The sequence below is a fragment of the Fusibacter sp. 3D3 genome (assembly GCF_001748365.1).
In the GTDB taxonomy this organism is placed as follows: domain Bacteria; phylum Bacillota; class Clostridia; order Peptostreptococcales; family Acidaminobacteraceae; genus Fusibacter_A.
Genome location: NZ_BDHH01000002.1, coordinates 286,653 through 312,099, shown reverse-complemented (window position 1 = coordinate 312,099; position 25,447 = coordinate 286,653). Strand labels below are relative to the sequence as shown.

23 protein-coding genes are annotated in these 25,447 nt (G+C 37.9%); all 23 read left to right on the top strand.

Annotated elements, in window-relative coordinates:
* Nucleotides 1–76 precede the first annotated feature (76 nt).
* Nucleotides 77–394, top strand: coding sequence for a septum formation initiator family protein (locus F3D3_RS03410; protein WP_069871218.1), 318 nt, complete (start codon nucleotides 77–79; stop codon nucleotides 392–394).
* A gap of 21 nt (nucleotides 395–415) precedes the next feature.
* Nucleotides 416–1,327: a Ppx/GppA phosphatase family protein gene (locus F3D3_RS03405; protein ID WP_069871216.1), complete on the top strand. Its 912-nt coding sequence runs from the start codon at nucleotides 416–418 to the stop codon at nucleotides 1,325–1,327.
* Nucleotides 1,328–1,591: 264 nt separating this feature from the next.
* Nucleotides 1,592–2,980, top strand: coding sequence for a TldD/PmbA family protein (locus F3D3_RS03400; protein WP_069871214.1), 1,389 nt, complete (start codon nucleotides 1,592–1,594; stop codon nucleotides 2,978–2,980).
* A gap of 1 nt (nucleotide 2,981) precedes the next feature.
* Entirely contained in the window at nucleotides 2,982–4,328 is a 1,347-nt protein-coding gene (locus tag F3D3_RS03395; protein WP_069871212.1) for a TldD/PmbA family protein, read from the top strand.
* A gap of 209 nt (nucleotides 4,329–4,537) precedes the next feature.
* Nucleotides 4,538–5,884: a tRNA lysidine(34) synthetase TilS gene (gene tilS, locus F3D3_RS03390; RefSeq protein WP_175438274.1), complete on the top strand. Its 1,347-nt coding sequence runs from the start codon at nucleotides 4,538–4,540 to the stop codon at nucleotides 5,882–5,884.
* 27 nt (nucleotides 5,885–5,911) lie between these two features.
* The gene (gene ftsH / locus F3D3_RS03385; protein ID WP_069871209.1) at nucleotides 5,912–7,909 is read left to right on the top strand and encodes an ATP-dependent zinc metalloprotease FtsH; all 1,998 of its coding nucleotides are present in this window, start codon (nucleotides 5,912–5,914) and stop codon (nucleotides 7,907–7,909) included.
* Between the two features lie 106 nt (nucleotides 7,910–8,015).
* Entirely contained in the window at nucleotides 8,016–8,399 is a 384-nt protein-coding gene (locus tag F3D3_RS03380) for a thioesterase family protein (protein WP_069871207.1), read from the top strand.
* A gap of 15 nt (nucleotides 8,400–8,414) precedes the next feature.
* Nucleotides 8,415–9,257 (top strand): fumarate hydratase, encoded by an 843-nt coding sequence (locus F3D3_RS03375; RefSeq protein WP_069871206.1) that lies wholly within the window; start codon nucleotides 8,415–8,417, stop codon nucleotides 9,255–9,257.
* A gap of 9 nt (nucleotides 9,258–9,266) precedes the next feature.
* The gene (locus F3D3_RS03370) at nucleotides 9,267–9,824 is read left to right on the top strand and encodes a Fe-S-containing hydro-lyase (RefSeq protein WP_069871204.1); all 558 of its coding nucleotides are present in this window, start codon (nucleotides 9,267–9,269) and stop codon (nucleotides 9,822–9,824) included.
* 246 nt (nucleotides 9,825–10,070) lie between these two features.
* Entirely contained in the window at nucleotides 10,071–11,444 is a 1,374-nt protein-coding gene (locus F3D3_RS03365; protein ID WP_069871202.1) for a hypothetical protein, read from the top strand.
* 56 nt (nucleotides 11,445–11,500) lie between these two features.
* Nucleotides 11,501–11,836, top strand: coding sequence for a DUF3870 domain-containing protein (locus tag F3D3_RS03360; RefSeq protein ID WP_069871201.1), 336 nt, complete (start codon nucleotides 11,501–11,503; stop codon nucleotides 11,834–11,836).
* Between the two features lie 198 nt (nucleotides 11,837–12,034).
* Nucleotides 12,035–13,531, top strand: a complete 1,497-nt coding sequence (locus tag F3D3_RS03355; RefSeq protein WP_069871199.1) for an acetyl-CoA hydrolase/transferase family protein — start codon at nucleotides 12,035–12,037, stop codon at nucleotides 13,529–13,531.
* Between the two features lie 131 nt (nucleotides 13,532–13,662).
* Entirely contained in the window at nucleotides 13,663–15,339 is a 1,677-nt protein-coding gene (locus F3D3_RS03350) for a methylmalonyl-CoA mutase (protein ID WP_069871197.1), read from the top strand.
* A gap of 27 nt (nucleotides 15,340–15,366) precedes the next feature.
* Nucleotides 15,367–15,765, top strand: coding sequence for a cobalamin B12-binding domain-containing protein (locus F3D3_RS03345; protein WP_069871196.1), 399 nt, complete (start codon nucleotides 15,367–15,369; stop codon nucleotides 15,763–15,765).
* A gap of 99 nt (nucleotides 15,766–15,864) precedes the next feature.
* A complete protein-coding gene (gene meaB / locus F3D3_RS03340; protein WP_069871194.1) occupies nucleotides 15,865–16,809 on the top strand; it encodes a methylmalonyl Co-A mutase-associated GTPase MeaB in 945 nt (314 codons plus the stop codon).
* A 256-nt stretch (nucleotides 16,810–17,065) separates the two neighbouring features.
* A complete protein-coding gene (gene mce, locus F3D3_RS03335) occupies nucleotides 17,066–17,470 on the top strand; it encodes a methylmalonyl-CoA epimerase (RefSeq protein WP_069871192.1) in 405 nt (134 codons plus the stop codon).
* 22 nt (nucleotides 17,471–17,492) lie between these two features.
* On the top strand, nucleotides 17,493–19,040 hold the full coding sequence (locus F3D3_RS03330) for a carboxyl transferase domain-containing protein (RefSeq protein ID WP_069871190.1): 1,548 nt from the start codon (nucleotides 17,493–17,495) through the stop codon (nucleotides 19,038–19,040).
* A gap of 17 nt (nucleotides 19,041–19,057) precedes the next feature.
* Nucleotides 19,058–19,471, top strand: coding sequence for an OadG family protein (locus tag F3D3_RS03325; protein WP_069871188.1), 414 nt, complete (start codon nucleotides 19,058–19,060; stop codon nucleotides 19,469–19,471).
* Between the two features lie 62 nt (nucleotides 19,472–19,533).
* Nucleotides 19,534–19,932: a biotin/lipoyl-containing protein gene (locus F3D3_RS03320; protein WP_069871187.1), complete on the top strand. Its 399-nt coding sequence runs from the start codon at nucleotides 19,534–19,536 to the stop codon at nucleotides 19,930–19,932.
* 34 nt (nucleotides 19,933–19,966) lie between these two features.
* Nucleotides 19,967–21,109, top strand: coding sequence for a sodium ion-translocating decarboxylase subunit beta (locus F3D3_RS03315; protein WP_084388797.1), 1,143 nt, complete (start codon nucleotides 19,967–19,969; stop codon nucleotides 21,107–21,109).
* 258 nt (nucleotides 21,110–21,367) lie between these two features.
* Complete coding sequence (locus F3D3_RS03310; protein ID WP_069871184.1) at nucleotides 21,368–23,470, top strand: methyl-accepting chemotaxis protein; 2,103 nt, start codon at nucleotides 21,368–21,370, stop codon at nucleotides 23,468–23,470.
* A 168-nt stretch (nucleotides 23,471–23,638) separates the two neighbouring features.
* Nucleotides 23,639–24,625, top strand: coding sequence for a biotin--[acetyl-CoA-carboxylase] ligase (locus tag F3D3_RS03305; protein WP_069871182.1), 987 nt, complete (start codon nucleotides 23,639–23,641; stop codon nucleotides 24,623–24,625).
* Between the two features lie 17 nt (nucleotides 24,626–24,642).
* Entirely contained in the window at nucleotides 24,643–25,419 is a 777-nt protein-coding gene (locus F3D3_RS03300) for a type III pantothenate kinase (protein ID WP_069871180.1), read from the top strand.
* Nucleotides 25,420–25,447: the final 28 nt, after the last annotated feature.

The following is a 25,447-nucleotide window of genomic DNA, read 5'->3' as shown; positions in this document are numbered from 1 at the left end:
GTATACGCTTTGATTAAGTTGTAAAAACTTTAAGGAAATCACTTGATATTCAATTCAAGTGATATAGGTGTTTGTGATGGCTAAAAAATTTTTTAGAAGAAATAGTCTTTTGATCATTGTTTTGATCATTTTTGTCGTATATTTTGTGTATAGCATGTATATAACCGACATTAAGTTAAAAGAATATCAAGCCAATCAAAGTGAGCTAAATCAAGAAATTAATGCACTTGAAGATGATATTGAGCGCCTTCAAGATGATTTAGAGTACGCACAAACGACTGAGGCAGTCGAAAAGATTGCAAGAGAAAAATTGAAGATGGTCAAACCCAATGAAATTATCTATATGATTAAGGGGCTTGATGATAATCCGGACGATGTCGACAATGATGAATGAGAAAATAGATAAGGAAAGATTATGAATAAAAAATATGCATCTATAGATGTTGGGACGAATTCAATAAGGTGTTTATTGGCGGAGCTAGAAGATGGAAAGCTTACAAAGGCAGAGAAGACGCTTGAAATGACTCGAATTGGTGAAGGCGTAAATGCAACCAAAATGTTGCAATCCGAAAGAATACTTTCAAGCACAAATGCGATTAAAAAATTTGTGGATGAGGCGAAATCTTTCCGTGCAGAAGATATTTTTATTATGGCCACCAGTGCGGTAAGAGACGCAGAAAATAGAGCTGTTTTTTTAAATGCAGTTAAAGCGGCAACGGGATATGATATTGATGTGATCTCAGGGACGCAAGAAGCCGATATTGGGTTCAAAGGTGTTATGGCAGGCGCGATATCTCCTGAACAAACAAAGCTTGTCGTCGATATTGGTGGCGGTTCTACAGAGTTTATTATTGGAAATGCAAAGGGGATTCTTTTTTCCAAAAGTATTGATATTGGTGCGGTTAGAATGACCAACATGTTTGGAAGTGACTATAGAGCCCTGTCAAGTTATGTCGATGAAAAATTGAAACTTGTTATTGAACGTGTTGCAGTTGAAAAAACATTTGATTTGGTTGGCATTGGCGGTACTGCAACAACATTTTTAACGATGTTAAAAAAAATAGAGTGCTATAGACGTGAATGGGTGCATAATCAGACGATCACTCGGAGTGAGATAGAAGCGCTCAGTGAAGCGTTGCATCGCATGCCTCTAGAAGATAAAAAGAAGCAAGTTGGACTAGATCCTAAACGAGCGGATATAATTGACGCAGGCGGTGTGATTTTAAGCCGTATAATGAATCTGATTCATGCAGAGCAAATGACAATCAGTGACTATGATAATCTCGAAGGGTACTTGTTCTACCGTCTTGACGCGCTTAAAATTTAAGTTGGATTACTGAACCGATAAATTATGTTCAAAAAAGTAGGATGCGCAAGTGATTTCATATGCTTTTGCATCTTTTTTTGATGATGGGGGGTTCGCGAGCACTTTTAACAGTTTTCAACTTACCCCCATTGGCGCAAAGATGTTAATAGATTGTGTATTTTACGGCATAACCATTGTGCTTGATGCATAAAATGTTATACAATATAGAGACCATATAAAATTATTTATATATAAAATTAAAATAGCGATCGACGGAGGTGTTGTATGATTGAAAAAAATATCATTCATGATGTGCTTATAGCAGCTGTTTCAACAGGTGGTGATTTTGCAGAAATTTTTGTAGAAGATCGATTTAACACGGCAATTGAAATGACAATGGGCAAAGTTGAAAAATCATTGTCGGGTAGAGATTTTGGAGTGGGTATTCGGATTTTCAAAGGGACCAATAGCGTCTATACCTATACGAGTCATTCTGATAAAGAGCATCTCATAAAAGTGGCAAAGAAAGCCGCTGAGGCGATAAAAGGCATGCCACTTGATTTAAATTTCGATTTACAATTAGCATCTCCAGAGATTATACATCCTATAGCAATCAGGCCGAGAAATGTGGAAAAAAGTATTAAAGTTGAACTCATGCGAAGAGGTTATGAACAAGCTGCTAAAGCGAGTCAATCCATTAAACAAGTTGTTGTGAACTATATGGATTATGAGCAAAAAGTGCTTATAGCAAATACTGAAGGTAGCTTTGTAAAGGACATGCGCACAAGAACACGTTACATGATTAACGCCGTAGCTGAAAATGAAAAAGGTCTGCAAACAGGTCGTGCTGGCAAAGGCTCTGGCAAGGGTTTTGAGCTCTATGATCAAATCGATGTTGAAGCGCTTGGACGTGAAGCCAGTCGAGTGGCACTTACAATGATGGATGCCAAAGCGGCTCCGAGTGGTAAATTCCCCGTGATTATTGACAACCGATTTGGTGGCGTTATTTTCCATGAGGCTTGCGGCCACGGTCTTGAGGCAACTTCAGTTGCAAAGGGTGAAAGCGTTTTCTCCGACAAAATGGGACAGAGAATTGCATCTGAAATTGTAAATGCGGTGGACGATGGAACTGTTCTAAATGAATGGGGATCTGCAAGTTTTGATGATGAAGGGACGCCGACTAAGCGAAATGTACTCATTGAGAATGGGGTCTTAAAAGGCTTCATGATAGACAAACTCAATGCAAGAAGAATGAATATGGATATTACAGGTTCCTCTAGGAGACAATCCTATAAATTTGCCCCTACATCCAGAATGACAAACACCTATATTTTAAATGGAACGCATACCTTTGATGAGATGGTAACATCGGTACCTTTTGGGTTATACGCTAAAAATTTAGGTGGTGGTTCAGTGAACACTTCAACGGGAGAGTTCAACTTTGCAGTACAAGAAGGTTATCTCATTGAAAATGGCAAGATCACAAGGCCTGTAAAAGGCGCTACCCTCATTGGAACAGGTCTAGAAATATTAGAAAAAATTGAAATGATCTCTAATAACTTTGGGTCAGATGAAGGCATGTGTGGTTCTGTGAGTGGTTCTATTCCAGCAGGATTGGGACAGCCAGCACTAAAAGTTTCAGAAATAACGGTTGGCGGTAGAGAGGAGGCATAACATGGATGCAATGATAAAACAACTATTTGAAAAAGGACGTCAAATGGGCTTTACGGCACAAGAAATCTATATACAAGATGCAAAAAAACTCTCTATGTCCGTCTATAAGCAAGAACTCGATAAATACAGTTTATCAGAAAACGGTGGGATTTCTTATCGCGGTATTATTGAGGGTAAGATGGGATATTCCTATACGGAAAAAATGGATGAACAGGCAGTGGAAATGCTTGTAAATGAAGCTTATCAAAATGCAAAAATCATTGAAAATGATGATGAAGTTATGATTTACAGTGGGGATCAAAACTACAAAAGTCTCGATCTATATAACCCTAAACTCGAACAGGTTCCCATAAGTCAAAAAATTGACTTTTTAATGGCACTTGAAAAAGAAATTGAAGCAAAAGATTCTAGGATCCACCAAGTAACGGCAAGCGCTTATGAAGAGTCAGAAGTTTTTGTTAGGATTATCAACACGGAAGGTTTAGACGTATCAGACCATGCAAATTATTGTGTTGTATACACCATGATATCGGCAAAGGCGGCGGGTGACACTCGAACGGGATTTGCTTATCAAGTCGGAAATGCATTTGATAAACTTTCAGTGGCTTATCTAGCAGAAGAATCCACACGTGAAGCCTTAAATTTATTGGGTGCAAAGTCAACAAAGTCAAAAGCGTGCGAAGTTGTCTTTAAAAATGATGCTTTTGCACAATTCCAAAGTGCTTTTAATGGCGTTTTATCTGCAGAGAATGTTCAAAAAAACCTTTCGAAATTTAAAGGGAAACTAAACGAACGCGTTGCAGCTGAACAGTTTACACTGATTGATAACCCTCATCTTGAAACAGGGATTTCATCGGGTAGTTTTGATGCAGAAGGTGTGGCGACACGCGTTAATACTATGATTGAAAAGGGTGTGCTCAAAACCTATTTTCACAATTTAAAAACCGCCAAAAAAGAAGGCGTGAGTTCGACAGGAAATGCAAGCAAAGGCTCTTATAAAGGCACCATTGGTGTATCTGCAACTAATATATACGTCGAGCCTGATAAATACAGTTTCGAAGAAATCATTGCGTCTGTAGAGGACGGTATTTACATTATTGATCTTCAAGGGCTACATGCAGGACTCAGTCAAGTATCAGGTGATTTTTCATTGCAGTGTTATGGATATCATATTAAAAATGGCAAATTAGATAAACCTGTTAGTCAAATAACGGTTGCGGGTAATTATTTTGAATTGCTTAAAGATATCGAACTGATTGGAAATGATTTGAAATTTACAATTATGGGAGATGCCTACACAGGATCCCCTACGATTAAAATCAAGAAGCTTTCGATTTCGGGAGAGTAACCGTTGAAAACTGTGATAAAGGGTCATGAACTATAATAATCAGCATTTTGAAATCCCCTTAACTATTAAGAGATAAACTTGTAGTTAAGGGTTCTTTTCTTTTTTCTATTTTTTAATAGTTTGAAAATAGAAAAAATGATACAATATAAAGGACCTTGCTTACTGGGGATTTTTATAATAGAATTGAGGCGATATCATTGTTGAAGCAGATGCTAGAAACGATTTATGACCACCATTTAATTGAAGAGCATGATAAAATAGTAGTTGGTCTCTCTGGTGGTCCAGACTCACTTGCTTTGATACATGCGTTGTATCATTTTAGAGAGAGTTTAAAAATTAATCTAGTGGCAGTCCATATCAACCATATGTTTAGAGGCACACTGGCTGATGAAGATGAAAAGTTTGTGAAAACATTTTGTGAGTTGCATCATATTCCCGTTTATAGTTATCGAATAGATGTTGGCGAGTATGCAAAAGAAATTGGCACCTCTTTTGAAGATGCAGGTCGTAGAGTACGCTATCAATATTTTCAAAAAGTGCTTGTTAAAGAAAGTGCTCAAAAAATTGCAGTTGCGCAGAATAAAAATGATCTGATTGAAACTTTTTTTATCAATTTATTTAGAGGATCAGGTGTAGATGGACTTGCATCTATAGATTATAGGCGAGATCAAATCTATATAAGGCCCCTTTTGGATGTAGATAGGACTTCTATTGAAGCCTATTGTTTAGAAAATGCACTAAATCCGCGTCGAGATCATACAAATGATGAAAATGATTATTTGCGAAATAAAATTAGAAATGAGCTAATACCTTCTTTGAAAGCTGTTTATAATCCCTCACTGGATCAAACGCTTTATAAAACTATAAAAATTATGAAGAGAGAGAAAGCATTTTGGAAAAAACATACTGAATATTTGTTTGAAAACTGTTGCAAGTGGGAAGAAAACAAGGTAAGTGTCTCTAAAAAGGCCTATGATCTTCTACACGAAGCAGAGCAACTACAACTTTTGAGATATGTGATATCCAAGGTTAGGGGCAATCTGACCAATATATCATCGGATATGCTTGAGCAGATACAATGGCTGACAAAGACAGGGACTTTTGTTAATCTTGATCCTAATTTCAGAGTTTCGTTGTCATACGATGAACTCATTATTGAACACAAAGTGGCGTCGTGTGTTAAAGTGTTACCCGTTTTAGAACGGAAAAGAGTCAGCAGGCAAGACTACGAGAAAATAAAAGAAAATCTCAATATTTTCGAAGTTGTTGCTGTAGATGAATCTACTATAAGAGGTGATTTGATTTTAAGACATAGAGAAGATGGAGATGTTTTTGTGCCGCTAGGGATGTCAGGGCATAAAAAAATTAAAGACTTTTTTATAGATGAAAAGATACCCAAAGAAAAGAGAAATCAAATATGGCTTATATGCGATGACGAAAAAATAGTATGGGTTCATGGTATGAGAATGAACGATATGTGTAAAATTACAAATAAAACTGAAAACATTCTGTTAATTAGTTTCAATGATATTGTTGAAGCTTTAGAATTGTGCTAAAATTATAAGACGCGTAAGGAGGGTGCTATGAATAAAAATTTGAAAAATGCATCGATATATATTGCGATATTCATAGGGATTTTAATACTCGTTATGATGACTAAAAATAGTGTGGTCAAATCAGTAGAGCTCACATACAATGAGTTCAATGATAAGTTGAACAGCGATCAAGTGCAAACACTTAGTATCGATGGCAACAAGATCACAGGGCAATTAAGTGATCAAACATTATTTGAAACCTATATACCGAGTATGTTATCACCAATCACAGGTGAAAAAATCAGTGAGCTTGAAGGCAAAACAATTACAGGCGTGCCACCTGCGAATACACCTTTCTTTATTGAAATTTTACCAACGATTATCATGATTTTGCTAATTGTGGTATTCTGGTTTGTGTTTATGCAGAACTCTCAAGGTGGCGGCTCTAGAGTAATGTCTTTTGGTAAGAGTAGAGCTAAGATGGTAAAGGACAGTAGCAAAAAAATTACTTTTGCAGATGTTGCAGGCCTTAAAGAAGAAAAAGAAGAGATGCAAGAAATCGTCGATTTTCTTAAAAATCCAAGAAAGTATTTGGCTTTAGGCGCTAGGATTCCAAAGGGAATTCTGATGGTTGGACCTCCTGGAACCGGTAAAACCTATCTTTCAAAAGCATGTGCTGGAGAAGCTGGGGTACCATTCTACACGATTTCGGGTTCTGATTTTGTTGAAATGTTTGTTGGTGTTGGTGCTTCCAGAGTAAGAGATCTATTTGAAGAGGCTAAAAAGAATTCACCTTGTATTGTCTTTATTGATGAAATTGATGCAGTGGGTAGAAAACGTGGCGCGGGCTTAGGCGGTGGTCACGATGAAAGAGAACAAACTTTAAATCAATTGTTAGTGGAAATGGATGGTTTCGGTGATAATCAAGGTATTATTATTATCGCGGCAACTAACCGTCCGGATATTTTGGATCCTGCATTGCTTAGACCAGGTCGTTTTGATCGTCAGGTTATGATTGGGGTACCAGATATTCGTGAAAGAGAACAAATATTAAAAGTACATTCCAAGAATAAACCGACTGCTGAAGATGTTAATTATCAAGTATTATCGCAAAGTACACCTGGATTCACACCAGCAGATCTTGAAAATGTAATGAATGAAGCTGCATTGCTTTCCGCAAGAAATGATGATAAGGTCATTCGTATGGAAACGATTAAGCAAGCGATTATCAAAGTAATAGCAGGTGTTGAGAAGAAAAGTAAATTGGTTAGCCCTAAAGAGCGCAGACTTACTGCTTATCATGAAGCGGGTCACGCGGTACTTGCTCAACTTTTGCCAGATACAGATCCTGTGCACCAAGTTACGATTATACCAAGGGGCAGAACTGGCGGTTTTACAATGCAATTGCCAGAAGAGGATAGAAGCTACGCAACTAAAAAGAGTATGGAAAAAGAACTCATTATTCTCTTAGGGGGTAGGGTTGCTGAAAGTCTTATCCTAGATGACATCAGTACTGGTGCCCAAAATGACCTCTCTAGAGTGACAAAGGTTGCTCGTGCGATGGTCACTAAATATGCCATGAGTGAAAATTTGGGCTCTATGAGTTACGATACTGAAGATGAAGTTTTCTTGGGGCGTGATTTTACGTCGATGAAAAACTACTCAGAACATGTTGCGTCTGAAATCGATAGAGAAGTTAGAAATATTGTTGATAATTCTTACGATAAAGCGAGAACTTTGCTTGAAGAAAATTTAGACAAGCTACATGTCATCGCGGAAGCGCTTCTTAAATACGAGACGATAAGTGGTGAAGAATTTAGACTGGCATTTGAAGAGGGCATGGATGTGCTTACTGAAAGTGTTACAACTCACCGTGTGAAAATTGAAGAAGAAAAACGTGTTGCTAAAGAACTTGAAGAAAGAGAAAAAGCGGCATATGAAAAACTCAATGAAAAATTCAAAGAGATGAATGATGATAAGACGTCTGTTTTTGAAGCGGTTAAAGAAGAAGAAATTTCTTTGACGGATGACAATAAGAAAAGTTAAGTTATTATTAAAACCAGTTCCAACAAGGGACTGGTTTTTTTATGAAAATTTATTCTTGTCAGATTGCAATTCTTTATTATAGAATAAAGGCTGAGGAGGTGAAGAAATGATGTTGAAAATTGGAGATCAATTTATTTCCGAATTGATTGTCGAAGAAAAGCACACCGCAGCAGCATTTGGAAGTGGTACCATTTTTGTGTTTTCTACCCCGATGATGATAGGGCTCATGGAAAATGCAGCGCTAAAATGTGCACAAGTGGGACTTTCCGAAGGTCAATCTACAGTGGGCACATTTGTAAATGTCAAGCATATGGCAGCAACACCGATGAACATGAAAGTGAAAGCAATAGCGACTATTATTGAAATAGACGGTAAAAAACTTACGTTTGCAGTTGAAGCGTTTGATGAAAAAGAAAAAATTGGCGAAGGGACGCATGGCCGTTATGTCATTGATGCGGAGAAATTTTTAAAGCGCGTTAATGAAAAATAATGGACAGGAGGTTTTATGAGAGCAATAAACGTGTCTGAAATAAGGGAAGCCGTAATGAAGATGTGTATGGATATGAACTATTATATTGGTGCAGATATTCAAAATGCATTTGAACATAATCTTGAAAAAGAAGAATCACCAATAGGAAAAGCAATTTTATTAGATTTAATTGAAAACGCAAAAATTGCAGGTGAAAAACAAGTTCCTATTTGCCAAGATACGGGCATGATCGTTGCTTTTGTTGAAGTGGGGCAAGAGGTGATGCTGACTGGTGGGGGCATATCAGATGCCATTAATGAAGGCATTCGAAAAGGTTATGGTGAGGGTTATCTCAGAAAATCAGTTGTAACAGATCCGCTTTTAAGACAAAATTCTAAAGACAATACACCAGGTGTAATTTATTATGATATTGTGGATGGCGATCAGGTGAAGATAAAGCTTGCAGCAAAAGGATTTGGGAGTGAAAACATGTCGAGATCTAAAATGCTCAAGCCCTCAGATGGCATTGACGGCGTCGAAGCCTTCGTTGTGGAAACGGTATCTTTAGCGGGGCCTAATCCGTGCCCCCCGATCGTTGTAGGCGTTGGTATAGGCGGGACAATAGATAAGGCAGCACAAATTGCTAAAAAGGCGCTCATGCGTGATCTGGATTCGGTAAGCAGATATGAACATATTAGAGCGCTTGAAGAAAGATTGCTTGAGCAAATAAACGCACTGGGCATTGGACCTCAAGGCCTTGGGGGTTCAACGACGGCGCTGGGCGTTAATGTGGAAATTTATCCAACACATATTGCAGGTTTACCAGTTGTTGTCAATATTAACTGTCATGCTTCTAGACATCTTGAAACTGTAATATAGGGGGCTGAAATGAATAAGATAAAATTGACGACACCGTTGACAGATGAAATCATAGAATCCTTGAAATCTGGAGATCAAGTGCTCATATCAGGTGTGATTTATACAGGGAGAGATGCTGCACATTTGAGACTTGTCAAATCAATAGAACATGGTGAAGCGCTGCCCTTTGATGTGGCAGGACAAATTATTTATTATGTTGGACCTGCACCAGCAAAACCTGATCAAGTCATAGGTTCATGTGGGCCTACAACAAGTTACAGAATGGACGATTTGACAGTGCCCCTATTAAAATTAGGCTTAAAAGGTATGATTGGAAAGGGATCGAGAAATCAAACTGTAATCGACGGGATGAAGAAACATAAAGCAATCTACTTTGCCGCTATAGGGGGCGCAGGTGCGCTTATAGCCAATTCGGTTAAAGAGAGCACTGTCATTGCTTACGAGGACTTAGGCACAGAAGCAATTAGGAAACTTGTTGTTGAAGAATTGCCTGCAATTGTGGTTATTGATGCAGAAGGTAGTAATCTATATGAAACGGAACGCGCAAAGTATCAAAAAAAATATTAAAAATAATTTAACTTTCTGATAACTTATGTTATAATGTTATTAAGTTAACAAACTGCCCAAACCAATATCCGGTGGTTTCCCATCATCGACACGTATTGATATCTCGGCATAGCATCTATTTGCTATGTCTTTTTTAATGTCTGCATGCTCTCCATAGCGAAAAGTTTCCGCTTTTTTACCTATGTAGAGCATTAGGGGCATTCAAGAGTCGTTAACTAATTTATGAAATAAAAGGGGTATAAAATTATGAGTTTTGATTACATGAAGTGGTTGATGGATCCGTTTATTTTAATGTTTATCACCGTAGTTACGGGTCTCTTGTTTGGAAAGATTAAGTTTGGGAAATTTAACTTTGGAACCTCGGGTGCTTTATTCACTGGACTCCCGATTGGGTGGTTTATGCTTAACTTCGCTAAAAAAGTTGGAGAAGACGATGTCACCGCTTATAAGTCGGCTTCGGCCCTCATTAAAGCAGGTGTGGTTGATAAAGGCTTCTTTACTTTGTTTTTGGTATTATTTGTCGTTGCAGTGGGGTTGCTTGCAGCAAAAGACATCGATGTTGTTCTTAAAAAATATGGTGCTAAATTTATCATTATGGGATTTGTGATTACACTTTTAGGCGCTGCTGCAACTTATGGTATGACCTTTGTGTTTAAGGGTCAGAACCCTTATGAAATATCAGGTGTTTATACGGGCGCGTTGACAAGTTCACCTGGGCTTGCAGCTGCAATTGAAACAGCGAATAAACATGCAAATGCTCAAGTTGTTAAATTTGACACAATGTCAACTGAGGCAAAAACAAAATTTATTAAAATATTGGATAAAGATTTAGATCCCGCTACTGTAACCACTTTAACAGAGGAGCAAAAAACGCAGTTTGTTAAAAACGCAGCGGCAGGTATAGGCGTTGGACATGCAATTGGTTATCCTTTTGGTGTGCTCATCGTCATTATTGCGATGAACTTCTTCCCTAAAATCTTTAGAATAGATGTAGAGAAAGAAAAAATAGAATTTGCTCGCGAAATGGCAGAGGCTAAAGCGGGTAAGACAGGCAAGGAAATTCCAGAAGTAACATTTGATATGATTGGATTTGTTTTTGCGTGTTTCTTTGGATACACAATTGGTCTTTTGACCATTGATTTGAGCTTCATTGGATTAGGGAACTTCAGCTTAGGTGCTACGGGTGGCGCTTTAATTGGTTCATTAATTTTAGGCTATATTGGTAAACTAGGGTTTATAAGTTTCAGAATGAACGGTAAAATCTTAGGTGTTATCAGAGAAGTATCGCTTGTATTCTTCCTAGCAATCGTTGGCTTAAGATACGGTTTTGCAGTTGTTGATGCATTGGCAGGCCCTGGTATTAACCTTGCAATCGTATCGTTAGTCGTTGGCGTCGTAGCGATGATGGTGGGTTACATTATTGGCAGATATGTTTTCAAAATCAACTGGATTATGCTTTCAGGTGCGATCTGCGGTGGAATGACTTCTACACCAGGTCTTGGTGCTGCAGTAGAAGCCGTTGGTTCTGATGATCCTGCAGCAGGTTATGGTGCAACGTATCCATTTGCACTCTTAGGAATGGTAATATTCACAATTATTCTTCATTCGCTCCCTATGTAAGACCCTAAGTATGTGATATAATATGCTTAAAAGTGTCATAATACAGGAGGATTTTCATGGAGACAAATGAAATTCTGATTACAGGTTACGCCAAACTTCCACAGGGAATAACTGCGAAAGAACTGTATTCGGTAATAGCAGTGGGTTTAATTGTAGAAAAAAATTCAGGCGTGATTATCGATTCGGATTGCTCATTAGCAACGGTACTGGCTAAAGATTTTGTAGGCAAAATCTTAGTGGGGACTAATATAAATGATGTAGAATCTATTGAAAAAAAATTTAAAAAGTATTATTATGGGAGTGCAAGAAAAGCGATTATATCGGCTGTGAAAACTTGTGCTGAAAAATACAAACAAATTTGTGAAAGTGGTGAAGACTACAACGAAGATTAATTCGAGCACAAGTTTGAAAATGAATAGAGCCTAGAGGGTATTGATCCATTTTACTAAGCGAGATAAAAAAACCTTTTATCTCAAGAAATTAGTAATAATTGAGCCAAATAGCCAATCTTTTAATTGAAAGATGGTTATTTGGTTTTTTTGTTTTTAGGGATTAAGCATAAAATGAGAGTAAGTTTAGGAGGCAAAGTTATGATTAATGAACGCATAAGAAGTGAAATGTTACTTTCTAAATTAACAACCGCAGAAGTAGCAGCGAGATTTATAAAAGATGGAGATACAGTTGCTACAAGTGGTTTTACGCCTTCGGGATATCCTAAAGCTGTTCCACTTGCCTTGGCAGAACGTGCTAAAGCAGGTGAGAAAGTCGAAATCACCTTAATCACAGGGGCATCAGTAGGACCAGAACTTGACGGGATATTAGCAGAAGTGGGCGTCATTAAACGTAGATTTCCATATCAAACAGATGCGCGTATGAGGAATGCGATTAATGATGGCGAAATAAAATATGCAGATATGCACTTAAGCCATGTGCCACAATATATGGATTATGGCTTCTTTGGGGATATTGATGTGGCAATCATCGAAGCGATTGCCATCAACGCAGATGGTGGGATCGTTCCATCGACATCAGTGGGAGTATCGCCACAAGCTGTAAAAAATGCTAAAAAAGTTATAATAGAAATAAACACATCGCAATCTATGGATCTTGAAGGGATTCACGATATCTATATGACACAAAAACCGCCGTTCAGAGAGCCAATACCAATTACCAAATCGGGTGATCGCATAGGAACAACGTATATTCCTTGCGATCCTGATAAAATTGTAGCAATCGTAGAAACCAATATTACAGATAAAGTAAGACCCCTTGGTGCAATTGATGAAGATTCAAAAATGATCTCTAAGCATATCATCAAATTTTTAGAAAATGAAGTTACAGCAGGAAGACTTCCAGAAAATTTACTCCCGCTTCAATCGGGTGTGGGTTCTGTTGCAAATGCTGTTTTAGGTGGTTTAGTGGATTCGAACTTTACAAATTTGACGTGTTATACAGAAGTTATTCAAGATTCGATGTTCGATTTAATTGATGCGGGCAAAGTTACAGTGGCCTCTGGAACTTCATTTACACCTTCCGAAGAGGGCTTAAAGAGACTTAATGACAACATGGCACATTATGCAAAATACTGTGTGTTAAGACCGATGGAAATTAGTAACAATCCAGAAGTTGCAAGGCGTTTAGGGGTAATCTCTATCAATACTGCAATTGAAATAGATATGTATGGACATGTTAACTCTACTAATATCATGGGTTCAAGGATGATGAATGGGCTTGGTGGATCTGGAGACTATACTAGAAATGCTTATATATCAATATTCACAACTGTTTCAACTGCCAAAGATGGCGATATATCATCCATAGTACCAATGGCATCTCACGTGGACCACACAGAACATGATGTTCAAATTGTGGTTACTGAGCAAGGTCTTGCGGATTTAAGGGGACTTTCACCTAAAGAGCGCGCTAGAGTGATTATCGAAAATTGTGCGCATCCGGACTACAGAGAAATGTTAGTGGATTATTTGGATAGAGCGGAGCAGACAAAGTTTAAGCACGAAAGTCAGCTCATGGATGAGGCTCTTTCTTGGCATGCAAGATTTCTTGCAACAGGATCAATGAAAAAATAAGTATTTTGATGCGAATGGTTAAAAAAGTATACAATTATACTTTGATAAAAACAATGAATTTTGACATGATTTATGGTATTGTTATAGAGGTTAATGCCATATTGCGGTCATGATAAGGAGGATTTAAAAAGATGTTTAAAGAGGATCAAATTTCGATTTTAAAAGCAGCAGTAGAGAAAGAGAATGCGAAAACGCAAGAAAGCTTGCAAAAACGACCTGAACGTAAAGCTGAATTCACAACAGGATCGGGTTCACCAGTGAAACGCTATTATACACCAGCGGACATCGAAGATTTAGACTATATGGAAGATTTGGGCTTACCTGGTCAATATCCATACACTCGTGGTGTGCAAAACACAATGTACAGAGGTAGATTCTGGACAATGAGAATGTACGCAGGTTTTGCAACTGCGAAAGAATCTAATCAAAGATATAAATATCTTGTTGAACAAGGTTCAGGCGGTTTATCCGTTGCTTTTGACCTGCCTACTCAAATTGGCTATGACTCGGATCATGCTTTATCAGAAGGCGAAGTGGGCAAAGTGGGCGTTGCGATTGACTCATTAGCGGATATGGAAATCCTATTTGATGGGATTCCGCTCGATAAAGTTTCTACTTCTATGACCATCAACGCACCTGCATCTGTATTACTTGCAATGTATATTGCAGTGGCAGAAAAGCAAGGCACTTCATCTGAAAAATTAAGAGGCACTATCCAAAATGACATCTTAAAAGAGTACATTGCTAGAGGTACTTATATATTTCCAACGGAGCCCTCTATGAGATTAATCACCGATATCTTTGAATACTGTTCAAAAGAAGTACCGCAATGGAACACGATTTCGATTTCTGGATACCACATCAGAGAGGCGGGTTCAACGGCAGCTCAAGAAGTCGGATTTACTATAGCAGACGGTATTGCATATGTTGAAGCTGCTATTAAAGCGGGTCTTGACGTCGATACGTTTGCACCAAGATTATCATTCTTTTTTAATGCGCATAATGATTTATTAGAAGAAGTTTCTAAATACAGAGCAGCAAGAAGATTATGGGCAAAAATCATGAAAGAAAGATTTGGCGCTAAAGATCCTAAGTCTATGGCACTCAAGTTCCATACACAAACAGGAGGTTCTACATTAACAGCTCAACAACCTGATAATAACATCGTCAGAGTTGCAGTTCAAACACTGGCGGCTGTACTAGGTGGCACTCAATCACTTCATACAAATTCAAGAGATGAGGCACTTGCGTTACCATCGCAAGCATCCGTACAAGTTGCACTTAGAACTCAACAAATCATCGCTAATGAAAGTGGCGTTACAGATGTTATAGATCCTTTAGCAGGCTCATATTATATAGAAGCAAAAACAAAAGAAATTGAAGATCAAGCAATGGAGTACATCAAGAAAATTGATGATTTAGGTGGCGCTCCTAAAGCAATTGATGCGGGTTATATTCAACAAGAAATTATGGAAGCTTCTTATAGCTACCAAAAGAAAGTTGAAAGTAATGAAATTATCGTTGTTGGTATGAATAAATATCAAGTTGAAGAAGAAGCACCTAAAGGCTTACTACGAGTTGACCCTTCAGTTGGCGAAATGCAAAAAGCAAATCTTGTTAAATTAAGAGCAGAAAGAGATAACAATAGAGTTGATGCAGCGCTTGTTGCACTTAAAACTGCTTGTGAAGGCACTGAAAATGTAATGCCATATATATTAGAAGCGGTAAGAAGCTATGGTACATTAGGTGAAATTTGTGGCGTTATGAGAGAAGTATTTGGTGAATACCAACAGTCAGTAAATCTTTAATTTCAATTGATATTTAGGAGGATTACAATGGATAGACCAATTAGAGTTTTAGTTGCTAAACCCGGTTTAGATGGACATGATAGAGGCGCAAAAGTTATTGCAAGAGCATTGAGAGATGCGGGCATGGAAGTTATTTATACAGGACTTCGTCAAACACCAGAACAAATCGTAAACGCTGCAATTCAAGAAGATGTTGATTGCATCGCATTGAGCATTTTATCTGGTGCTCACAACACTTTATTGCCAAGAGTTGCTGCACTTATTAAAGCAGAAGATGCAGAAGATATTTTAATCATCGGTGGTGGCGTTATTCCAGGTGAAGACATTCCAGGATTAAAAGAAAGTGGTATAGCGGAAGTATTTACACCAGGTACGCCAACTCAAGTTACTATTGACTATATCAGAGCAAACATCAAAAGAGCTTAAATATTTTGTTCAGCGGGGTGCTAGCATCTCGCTGAACTTTAAAAACGCTTTAGTAAATGAGCAGACGTTCAGCAAACGATAAAGGATATAGGAGTCACTATGGATATCGAAAAACGTATTTTAGAGAAAGACAAAAGAGCTGCAGCTAGGCTGATTACACTCATAGAAAATAAGGACCCAGAGGCTTTAGAAATTCTAAAAAGATTGTATTCCAAAAGCGGCAATGCTTATATTGTGGGCATCACTGGTCCTCCAGGTGCTGGTAAAAGTACTCTAACAGATAAACTGGTAAAAGCTTTGAGAAAACAAGGCAAAACCGTTGCAATCATTGCTGTAGATCCCACTTCTCCCTTTACAGGTGGTGCGATTTTAGGCGACCGTGTAAGAATGAATGATCTTAATTTAGATCCCGGTGTGTTCATAAGAAGTATGGGTGCTAGAGGGCATTTAGGCGGTATTTCGGAAGCGACGAGTGCAGCAGTTAAAGTTTTAGATATTTATGGATCTGACTATATATTGGTTGAAACTGTTGGCGTTGGTCAATCAGAGATAGATATTGTTAAAAACTGTGATACCACTTTAATGGTTATGGTACCGGGTTTAGGAGATGATATTCAGGCAATAAAAGCAGGTGTCATGGAAATTGGAGATGTTTTTGCAGTCAACAAGTCAGACCGTGATGGGGCTAAAAGAACGGCTAGAGAAATTGATATGATGCTTGATTTTAACAAAAATGCTGAGTGGAGAGCACCAGTAAAAATGGTTATTGCTGTTGAAAATCAGGGCATAGAGGAACTTTTAGAAGCAATTCATGAACACAAAGCCTATATGGTTACTAGCGGGAAATTTGAAAAACGCAGAACTGAAAACGCAAAAAGTGAAGTGGTAGGGCTTGTAAAAGAAAGGGTTGAAAAAGCAATTCTAGATAAATCTAATAAGGAAGAATTGTTAGATTTCTACTCTGAAAAAATCGCAAAACGTCTTGTAGATCCTTACTCAGTCGTGGAAGAAATCTTAGGGAAAATGGATGTTTTATTAAAATAATGAACATTTTATAGTGTTTTCATAAAATACACTAAATTTGATTCTTATATAGTTTAAAATAGCATTGAAGTATTCATGTCTGCATTTGACAATTGCAAATGACAAAGTAAAGAAATGATAAAATCTACATTGCTTAAAGTGGATTATTCGAATAAATACTTGTTTTAAATAAGGAATATGTCTAAAAGTGTTTATTTAATTTATTTACAAAAAACAGAGATGTTGTTAAAATCAACTTAGTTAAACGGAGGGTTTTATGAAAGCTTTGAAAGTAGATCACATTGGTATTGCAGTTAAGGACTTAGATGAGACAATTAAGTTCTACCAAGATGTTTTAGGTCTTGAACTACACGGTTCGGAAGTTGTTGAAGAACAAAAAGTAAGAGTTGCTTTTTTACCAGTAGGGGACACAGAAGTAGAATTGTTAGAATCAACTTCGGAAGATGGTCCGATTGCTAAATTCATTGAGAAAAATGGTGAAGGCGTACAACATATTGCATTTAAAGTAGACGATATTGAAGAAGCAATTGAGTATATGCATTCAAAAGGGATGAAAATGATTGATGAGACGCCAAGATATGGCGCAGGCGGAGCGAAGATCGCATTCGTCCATCCTAAGAGTTCACACAGAGTTTTAGTTGAATTATGCGAAAGAAAATAAATCACAACTTGGAGGTTTTGAAATGTCTATCAGTAAATTAGATGATTTAAGACAACGAAAATCTAAAATTCTAGCTGGCGGTGGTGCTAAACGTATTGATAAGCAACATGAAGCAGGTAAATTGACTGCTCGCGAAAGACTAGATTTACTTTTCGATGAAGGCACTTTTGTAGAATTAGATGCATATGTTAAACACAGATGTACTAATTTTGGTATGGAAAAGGTAGATGCACCCGCTGAGGGCGTTGTAATCGGTTACGGTAAAGTGGATGGTAGACTTGTCTATGCTTACTCACAAGACTTTACAGTGGTAGGCGGTTCACTTGGTGAAATGCATGCCGCAAAGATTTGTAAAGCAATGGATAATGCCATGAAAGTTGGCGCACCAATCGTAGGGCTTAATGATTCGGGCGGAGCAAGAATTCAAGAGGCTGTAGATGCATTATCTGGATATGGTAAAATCTTTTACAAAAACACATTGGCTTCAGGTGTTATTCCACAAATTACAGCAATCATGGGACCTTGTGCAGGTGGTGCAGTTTATTCACCCGCTTTAACCGATTTTATCTTCATGGTAGACAAAACATCGCAAATGTTCATCACAGGTCCACAAGTCATTAAAACAGTGACTGGAGAAGAAGTTACTGCAGAAGCACTTGGTGGTGCAATGACACACAACTCAGTAAGTGGGGTAGCACAATTCATTTCTAATAACGATGAAGCCTGTATTTTAGAAATCAGAAGACTGTTAAGCTTTTTACCATCAAACAATATGGAGACAGCGCCTGCATACGGTTGTGATCATGATGTCAATGAAATCATTGAATCTTTAAATGATCTTATGCCAGATAATCCAAATAAGCCTTATGATATGTTTGATATCATCAAAGCAATTGTGGACAATGGAGATTATTTAGAGTATCAACCTTATTTCGCTAAAAACATTATCACTTGTTTCGCGAGAATAAACGGACAATCTGTGGGAATCATTGCAAATCAACCTAAATTTTTAGCGGGATGTCTTGATGTAAGCGCTTCGGATAAATCAGCTCGATTTATTAGAACTTGTGATGCCTTTAATATTCCATTATTAAACATCATTGACGTACCAGGTTTCTTACCAGGGACTCAGCAAGAGTACGGTGGTATCATCAGACATGGCGCAAAAATGCTTTACGCTTACTCGGAAGCAACTGTGCCTAAAGTATCTTTGATTGTTAGAAAAGCATATGGGGGTTCTTACCTCGCAATGTGTTCTAAAGACTTAGGTGCAGATCTAGTACTTGCATGGCCAACTGCTGAAATCGCAGTAATGGGTCCTCAAGGTGCTGCTAATATCATCTTTAGAGGCGAAATTAAAGATGCTAAAGATCCAGTGGCAACAAGAGCAAAAGTGATTCAGGATTATACAGATGAATTTGCAACACCTTATAAAGCAGCAGAAAGAGGTTTTGTAGATGATGTCATAGAACCATCAGCGACTAGACCAAGACTTGCAGATGCCTTCGATATGTTAGCGTCTAAAAGAGAAACGAGACCTGCTAAGAAACATGGCAATATTCCTTTATAAAAAAAAGAGGTGAAAAGATGCAAATTTTAGAGAATTTYAAGCATGCTGGAACCTTCGCAGAGATGACTTTAGGCGATAAAATGGTGGCAACGCTATATGTGATCTTGCTTGGCATGGGCATTACATTTGTCGCACTTGTTACGATTTGGGCCTTAACAGCACTGATGTCTAAAATTATAAGTATAATTGAACGACCAGCTGTCACTGAAGCGCCAAAGTCTAATGCCCCAGTAAATGCTCCMGYAACAATGGCTTTAAAGKCAGAAACGGAAGAAGATGAAGCTCTAATCGCAGTGATCACAGCGGCCATTGCAGCATCCCTTAACACGTCTATGCACAACATTGTTGTAACAAATATAACACGTGTTAATGATGAAACGCCTGTATGGGGACGTACTGGTAGAAGTGATGTTATGAATTCAAGGTTTTAATAGCGCAGTGAGCAGTAAAAGCGCAGGGTGGCACATTAATATTTAATGGAGGAATCWTATTTATGAAAAAGTTTAATATCACCGTGAACGGTAAATCATACGAAGTGGAYGTAGAAGAAATAGGTGGCGTAAGTACAYCATCACCAAGACCGGTGCAAAGAGCAGCGGCACCTGCACCAGCGGCAGCRSCAGCACCAGCAGCTCAAGCGACGGCAAAAGCAGCACCCGCAGTGGCAAACGTAACAGGTGGGGAAACCATCACGGCGCCAATGCCAGGCACTGTACTGGATATCAAGGTAGCTGTGGGCGACGCTGTCAAATCAGGGGATGTACTTGCAATCCTTGAAGCCATGAAAATGGAAAACGAACTCATGGCACCATGTGCTGGTAAAATCGTTTCAATCAATGTAAACAAAGGTGCATCAGTAAATTCAGGGGATGTATTAATTGTTATTGGATAGTATCCGAAAATAATTAATGGAAAGGAGATGCACTATGATTCAAACGATAAAAGATTTTTATATGAGTACAGGCTTTAGTGCAATCACTTGGGGTCAAGTCGGTATGATCTGTGTGTCCTTTATATTGCTTTACTTGGCAATAAAAAAGGGATTCGAACCGCTGTTGCTCGTCCCTATTGCGTTTGGTATGTTTTTAACCAATTTACCACTTGCAGGGTTGATGGCGCCACCTGTTGGACATGATCAACCAGGAGGATTGCTCTACTACTTGTACCAAGGAGACCATTTAGGCATCTTCCCGCCACTGATTTTCTTGGGGGTAGGGGCGATGACGGATTTTGGTCCTCTGATTGCAAACCCAAAATCACTCTTACTGGGAGCAGCGGCACAGTTCGGCATATTCGTCACATTTTTAGGTGCGATTGCATCGGGTCTATTTACACCACCTGAGGCAGCTTCTATCGGCATCATAGGAGGTGCGGATGGTCCAACAGCGATCTTCTTATCCTCAAAATTGGCCCCTCATTTAATGGGTTCGATTGCAGTGGCAGCGTATTCGTATATGGCGCTAGTTCCTGTCATTCAGCCGCCAATTATGAAATTTCTGACTACAAAAGAAGAACGTATGATTAAAATGAAACAACTTAGAAATGTGTCGAGACTTGAAAAGTTACTTTTCCCAATTATGGTAACCTTGATCGTTTCTATGATCGTACCACCAGCAGCAGCGCTAATCGGCATGCTCATGCTCGGAAACTTATTTAAAGAATCGGGTGTGGTAGGGCGTTTATCAGACACTGCACAAAACGCAATGATGAACATTGTCACTATTTTTCTAGGGGTAACTGTAGGGGCAACTGCAACTGCTGAAGCGTTTTTAAACGTACAGACACTTGCAATTGTATGTCTTGGGGTTGTAGCATTTGGTATCGGTACAGCAGCAGGGGTCATCTTGGCGAAAATCATGAACAAATTTACAAAAGATCCTGTAAATCCACTGATTGGATCAGCAGGGGTATCCGCAGTACCAATGGCAGCAAGGGTATCACAAGTGGTTGGACAGAAAGAAAATCCAAGCAACTTCCTACTCATGCATGCAATGGGACCTAACGTTGCCGGTGTAATCGGTTCAGCAGTATCTGCTGGGGTATTGTTATCACTGTTCTCTGGATTCTAAAATAATAAATAAAAATATAAAACTGGCTCATTTGTGAGCCAGTTTTTTTTTGAAGATCATCTAATCCACGTCATATAAAGCAAGGTCAAAGATGAATGGTAAGCAGGAATCTGTCGATACTTAGAGCACGGAATAAATTGACAATACAAAAAATGACGAAATAATTTATTTTTTAACAATAGCGACACTTGTTTGAATTTTCATTTAAAAACCTTTATAATGATAAATAGGTAATTATTTTGTGTGGAGGCGTGATTAATGGGAAAAACGAAAGTTAAAGTATTGAAGAAATCAGGTGTGGGATCTGATGAAACATCTCGAAAAAAAACCAAAGAAGGAAAACGGGCTAAATCTCAAAATGACGTAAAGAGATTTGGCAATTTGAAAGTTTTGGATTCTAAATTTGGGAAAAGGCTTGCAATCATTCTAGTTATTTGTATTATACTCCCAGTGTTTGTTACTGGTGCAGTGATTTTTAATCAGTTTAGAAATTATGTGGAAGAGGATATTTATTCGAACAACGAAGTAATCCTGAATACTTTGGATTCTTCTATACAAAATCAATTGGATAGTGTGAGTAAAGTTTTAACAATTTTATCCCAAGTCGATTATGTCCAAAATATGCAGCCCTTGCTTGTTAAATCCATGTTTGTAAATGTTCAAAACGAATATGATTTGCTGACGAGTATTGAGGTATATGATTCGACAGGCAAATCTGTGTTTTCATCTACTGGAAAGACAAATCCAATGGACGCATCTCATTTTGATGCTGCATTAAAAGGTAATCTTACTTATTCAAGCATTATTCAATCAGAGGATGGTCAAACGGATCTCATACAACAAGCTATTCCCATATACAATCGAAATGGTTCTATAAATGGTGTTTTGATGGGGGAAATATCGCTTGAAAAATTTAATCAGGCAGTTCAAAGCCTAGTTTTGCCAGATGATTTTGAAGCCCTCATTGTGAGCCAAGAGGGGAAAATTGTGGCGCATTCAGATGGGGCTGTTTTTACAGCTCAAAAAGAAAAAGATTTCTCAGTGCTGGAACCTTTTAAAAGAGGTATCGCTGGAGAAAGTGGATCCGTTGAGTATACAACTGAAGACAAAAATTATTTAACGTCATATCGACAACTTGAAGGTGTCAATTGGGGCGTTGTTATTCAAATTCCCTCTTCCAAGGCCTACGCTGAAATCAATTTATTAACGGCACTCTTCGTCGGTATATTGGTAGTCGCTGCAGCTTTAGGTTTGATTGTTTCCATAATGCTTTCACGTTATGTAACCTCTCCACTTCAAAAAGTTTCAGAAGGCGCATTAACTGCATCTGGCGGCGATTTCACGGTTCAGATGGATGCAAAAACTTTTAAGAGAACCGATGAATTTGGCGATTTAGCAAGGTCATTTATGGTTATGATAGATGCATTTAAGGATATTATAATGCGTTTAAAAACATCGACAAATGTGCTTGATGAAAACACGGATACACTTGTAGGGACTTCGGAAGAAACACGACATGAAATGACGATGATTATTAAAAACGCGGATGAGCTTAAAGAGACTGCACATGAGGATATCAAATTATCTAGAAAAGTGGTTGGTGCTGTTGAAGAAATGGCAAAAGGCTCCGAAAACGTTGCTCAGAATACAGAGCGCTTAAATGTTCTGATCAAGAATAATGTTGATTTTGCATCAAGGGGTGTAGAAATGATGTCCAATACGGCTGGACTTGTGCAAAAAACATTTAGTGCCTATGAGTTAATTGAAAGTCGGATCAAGTCACTTGAAAAATCAGCTGTAGACATAGGGAGTATAACAGATACCATTATGGAAATCGCAAATCAAACGAATCTGTTAGCTCTAAATGCAGCGATTGAAGCTGCTAGAGCAGGAGATGCTGGTCGAGGATTTGCAGTCGTGGCCGGAGAAATTAGAAACCTCGCGGATCAATCCAATAAATCAGCTGAGAGTATTACAAAGATTATTAAAGATATTCAATATGACATTAAAGATACATCAGGCATGTTTTCAAGTACATCTGGGATGCTTCAGAATGTTGTGTCAGAATCTGAGAAGACTGTTGAACAAATCAATGCAATATTAACAGATTCTAGAAAAGCAGCAGAGTCAGTAGATGAAATCAGTGCTGTAACAGAGGAACAAGCTGCTGCATCTGCACAAATCAATGAAATGATGGAAAATATGCTTGAAACAATTCAAGAAACCGCAGGTACTTCAGATCAAATGGCCGAACGTATTAATATACAAAAATCAAAAAATGATGAAACGATTGTAATGATTGAAGAAATCAAACAACTTTCTGAAGCCATAAAATTAATGACAGGTCAGTTTAATTGTTAAGCGGGACTGATTATACGCTTTGATACACTGGAATAAAAGGATCCTTGTTATGATCAATACAGAGGCACGCTTTAGTTTTGTATAAAATCTAAAGCGTGGCTTTTACTTTTTGTGTGTGTCCATGTATGTTATAATGATAACGAAATTATATATAGAAAGAGTGATGCTGTGAAAGCTGAAATTATAAGATTATTAAGGGCAAAACAAGGCGCATACGTTTCAGGAGAAGAGATTAGTAAGCAGCTCAATGTCTCTAGAACCGCAGTTTGGAAATATATCAATTTGCTCAGAAATGAAGGTTATGAAATACTGTCGGTAACCAACAAAGGGTATCTGCTCGTATCTGAAATTAAAGAATTGAATGAAGTGGAATTAAAGTATGCTTTAAAAAATTATGAGCTTATTGAAGCTTGTTTTTTCTTTGATTCTATTGATTCAACAAATCAGAAAGCAAAGAGCATAGGCAATCAATTAGAGTTTCCACAATGCTTAATTGTTTCGGATGAACAGACGAGTGGTCGAGGCAGATTGGGGAGACAATGGCAATCTGAAAAGGGAACTGGAATTTGGATGAGCTTATTGCTTAAACCTGATTTTGCGCCTGATTTGGCATCTAGAATTACGCTTATGGCAGCCGCTGCAATGAGTGAAGCAATTGAAGCTGAAACTGAAATAGAAACTGCAATCAAATGGCCAAATGATATTGTGGTTAATGGAAAGAAAGTCTGCGGCATTTTGACCGAACTTAATGCTGAACTCAATCGCATCAATTATTTAGTGCTCGGGATTGGCGTAAATGTAAATACGCGCCATTTTGAGGCTGAAATTAAAGAAAAAGCAACTTCACTTAGCATTGAAAAGAAAAATAAATGGATTAATAGATTAAATATTATAAAATTGTTTGTAGAAAAATTTGAAATATATTATAATCAATTCGTTAACGAAAATGATTTTAGACCTGTAATAGAATATAATAGAAGAAAATCGATCACCTTGAACAAAGATGTCGAAATTATATCGGGTAATGTAACGAAAATAGCGTTTGCCTTAGATATAGATATGGCTGGCAATTTGATCGTTAAAAATAGTGATGGTACAAATGAGGCCATATACTATGGAGAGGTATCTGTTCGAGGCATTAATGGATATGTCTAAAATCAACAGGAGGAAAAATGTTATTAGCATTTGATGTAGGAAACTCAAACATTGTACTTGGTGTTTTTAAGGACAATGAATTAATTACGCACTGGAGAATGGCCACAGACAATGCCAAATCTGCTGATGAAATTGGCATATTTGTCAGCCAATTATTTGCATATGAAAATCTTTCTTTAAAAGACGTGGATGATGTCATTATATCTTCAGTAGTGCCACATGTGATGTATTCGTTACAACATATGTCTTCGAAATATTGTGAGAGAGAAGCTATAGTGATTGGTCCTGGTATTAAGACAGGCATGAATATTAAATATGATAATCCTAGACAAGTTGGTGCCGATAGAATTGTAAATGCAGTTGCTGGGTTTAAAAAATTTGGTGGGCCCATTATCATTGTAGATTTTGGAACGGCGACAACATTCTGTGCGATTAATGAAAAATGTGAATATCTTGGGGGCGCGATTTTACCAGGTATAAAAATATCTTCGGATGCTTTATTTCAGCGTGCTGCAAAATTAACACATGTTGAACTTGTAAAACCTGATCGAGTAATTTGTAAAAATACAAGTCAGAGCATTCAAGCGGGAATCATATATGGTTATGTAGGCAGTGTGGATTATTTAGTCGCAAAGATGAAAGAAGAACTTGGCGGGGATAATATTAAGGTAATCGCAACAGGAGGACTTGCAACTTTAATTGCAACTGAGGCAGAGTCCATCAACCATGTGGAGAAGTTTTTAACTTTAGAAGGCTTGAATATTATCTATCATATGAACAAAACAAAGAAATAAAGCTTTAGTTTTAAGGAAAGAGAGTCAT

Bases quoted from the DNA above. Each gene is read 5' to 3' on its own strand.
- F3D3_RS03350 (WP_069871197.1), top strand. From the start codon at position 13,663: ATGTTTAAAGAGGATCAAATTTCGATTTTAAAAGCAGCAGTAGAGAAA.
- F3D3_RS03355 (WP_069871199.1), top strand. From the start codon at position 12,035: ATGATTAATGAACGCATAAGAAGTGAAATGTTACTTTCTAAATTAACA.
- meaB (WP_069871194.1), top strand. From the start codon at position 15,865: ATGGATATCGAAAAACGTATTTTAGAGAAAGACAAAAGAGCTGCAGCT.
- F3D3_RS03375 (WP_069871206.1), top strand. From the start codon at position 8,415: ATGAGAGCAATAAACGTGTCTGAAATAAGGGAAGCCGTAATGAAGATG.
- F3D3_RS03360 (WP_069871201.1), top strand. From the start codon at position 11,501: ATGGAGACAAATGAAATTCTGATTACAGGTTACGCCAAACTTCCACAG.
- mce (WP_069871192.1), top strand. From the start codon at position 17,066: ATGAAAGCTTTGAAAGTAGATCACATTGGTATTGCAGTTAAGGACTTA.
- F3D3_RS03380 (WP_069871207.1), top strand. From the start codon at position 8,016: ATGATGTTGAAAATTGGAGATCAATTTATTTCCGAATTGATTGTCGAA.
- F3D3_RS03315 (WP_084388797.1), top strand. From the start codon at position 19,967: ATGATTCAAACGATAAAAGATTTTTATATGAGTACAGGCTTTAGTGCA.
- F3D3_RS03370 (WP_069871204.1), top strand. From the start codon at position 9,267: ATGAATAAGATAAAATTGACGACACCGTTGACAGATGAAATCATAGAA.
- F3D3_RS03405 (WP_069871216.1), top strand. From the start codon at position 416: ATGAATAAAAAATATGCATCTATAGATGTTGGGACGAATTCAATAAGG.
- ftsH (WP_069871209.1), top strand. From the start codon at position 5,912: ATGAATAAAAATTTGAAAAATGCATCGATATATATTGCGATATTCATA.
- tilS (WP_175438274.1), top strand. From the start codon at position 4,538: ATGCTAGAAACGATTTATGACCACCATTTAATTGAAGAGCATGATAAA.
- F3D3_RS03365 (WP_069871202.1), top strand. From the start codon at position 10,071: ATGAGTTTTGATTACATGAAGTGGTTGATGGATCCGTTTATTTTAATG.
- F3D3_RS03345 (WP_069871196.1), top strand. From the start codon at position 15,367: ATGGATAGACCAATTAGAGTTTTAGTTGCTAAACCCGGTTTAGATGGA.
- F3D3_RS03395 (WP_069871212.1), top strand. From the start codon at position 2,982: ATGGATGCAATGATAAAACAACTATTTGAAAAAGGACGTCAAATGGGC.
- F3D3_RS03400 (WP_069871214.1), top strand. From the start codon at position 1,592: ATGATTGAAAAAAATATCATTCATGATGTGCTTATAGCAGCTGTTTCA.
- F3D3_RS03310 (WP_069871184.1), top strand. From the start codon at position 21,368: ATGGGAAAAACGAAAGTTAAAGTATTGAAGAAATCAGGTGTGGGATCT.
- F3D3_RS03300 (WP_069871180.1), top strand. From the start codon at position 24,643: ATGTTATTAGCATTTGATGTAGGAAACTCAAACATTGTACTTGGTGTT.
- F3D3_RS03330 (WP_069871190.1), top strand. From the start codon at position 17,493: ATGTCTATCAGTAAATTAGATGATTTAAGACAACGAAAATCTAAAATT.
- F3D3_RS03410 (WP_069871218.1), top strand. From the start codon at position 77: ATGGCTAAAAAATTTTTTAGAAGAAATAGTCTTTTGATCATTGTTTTG.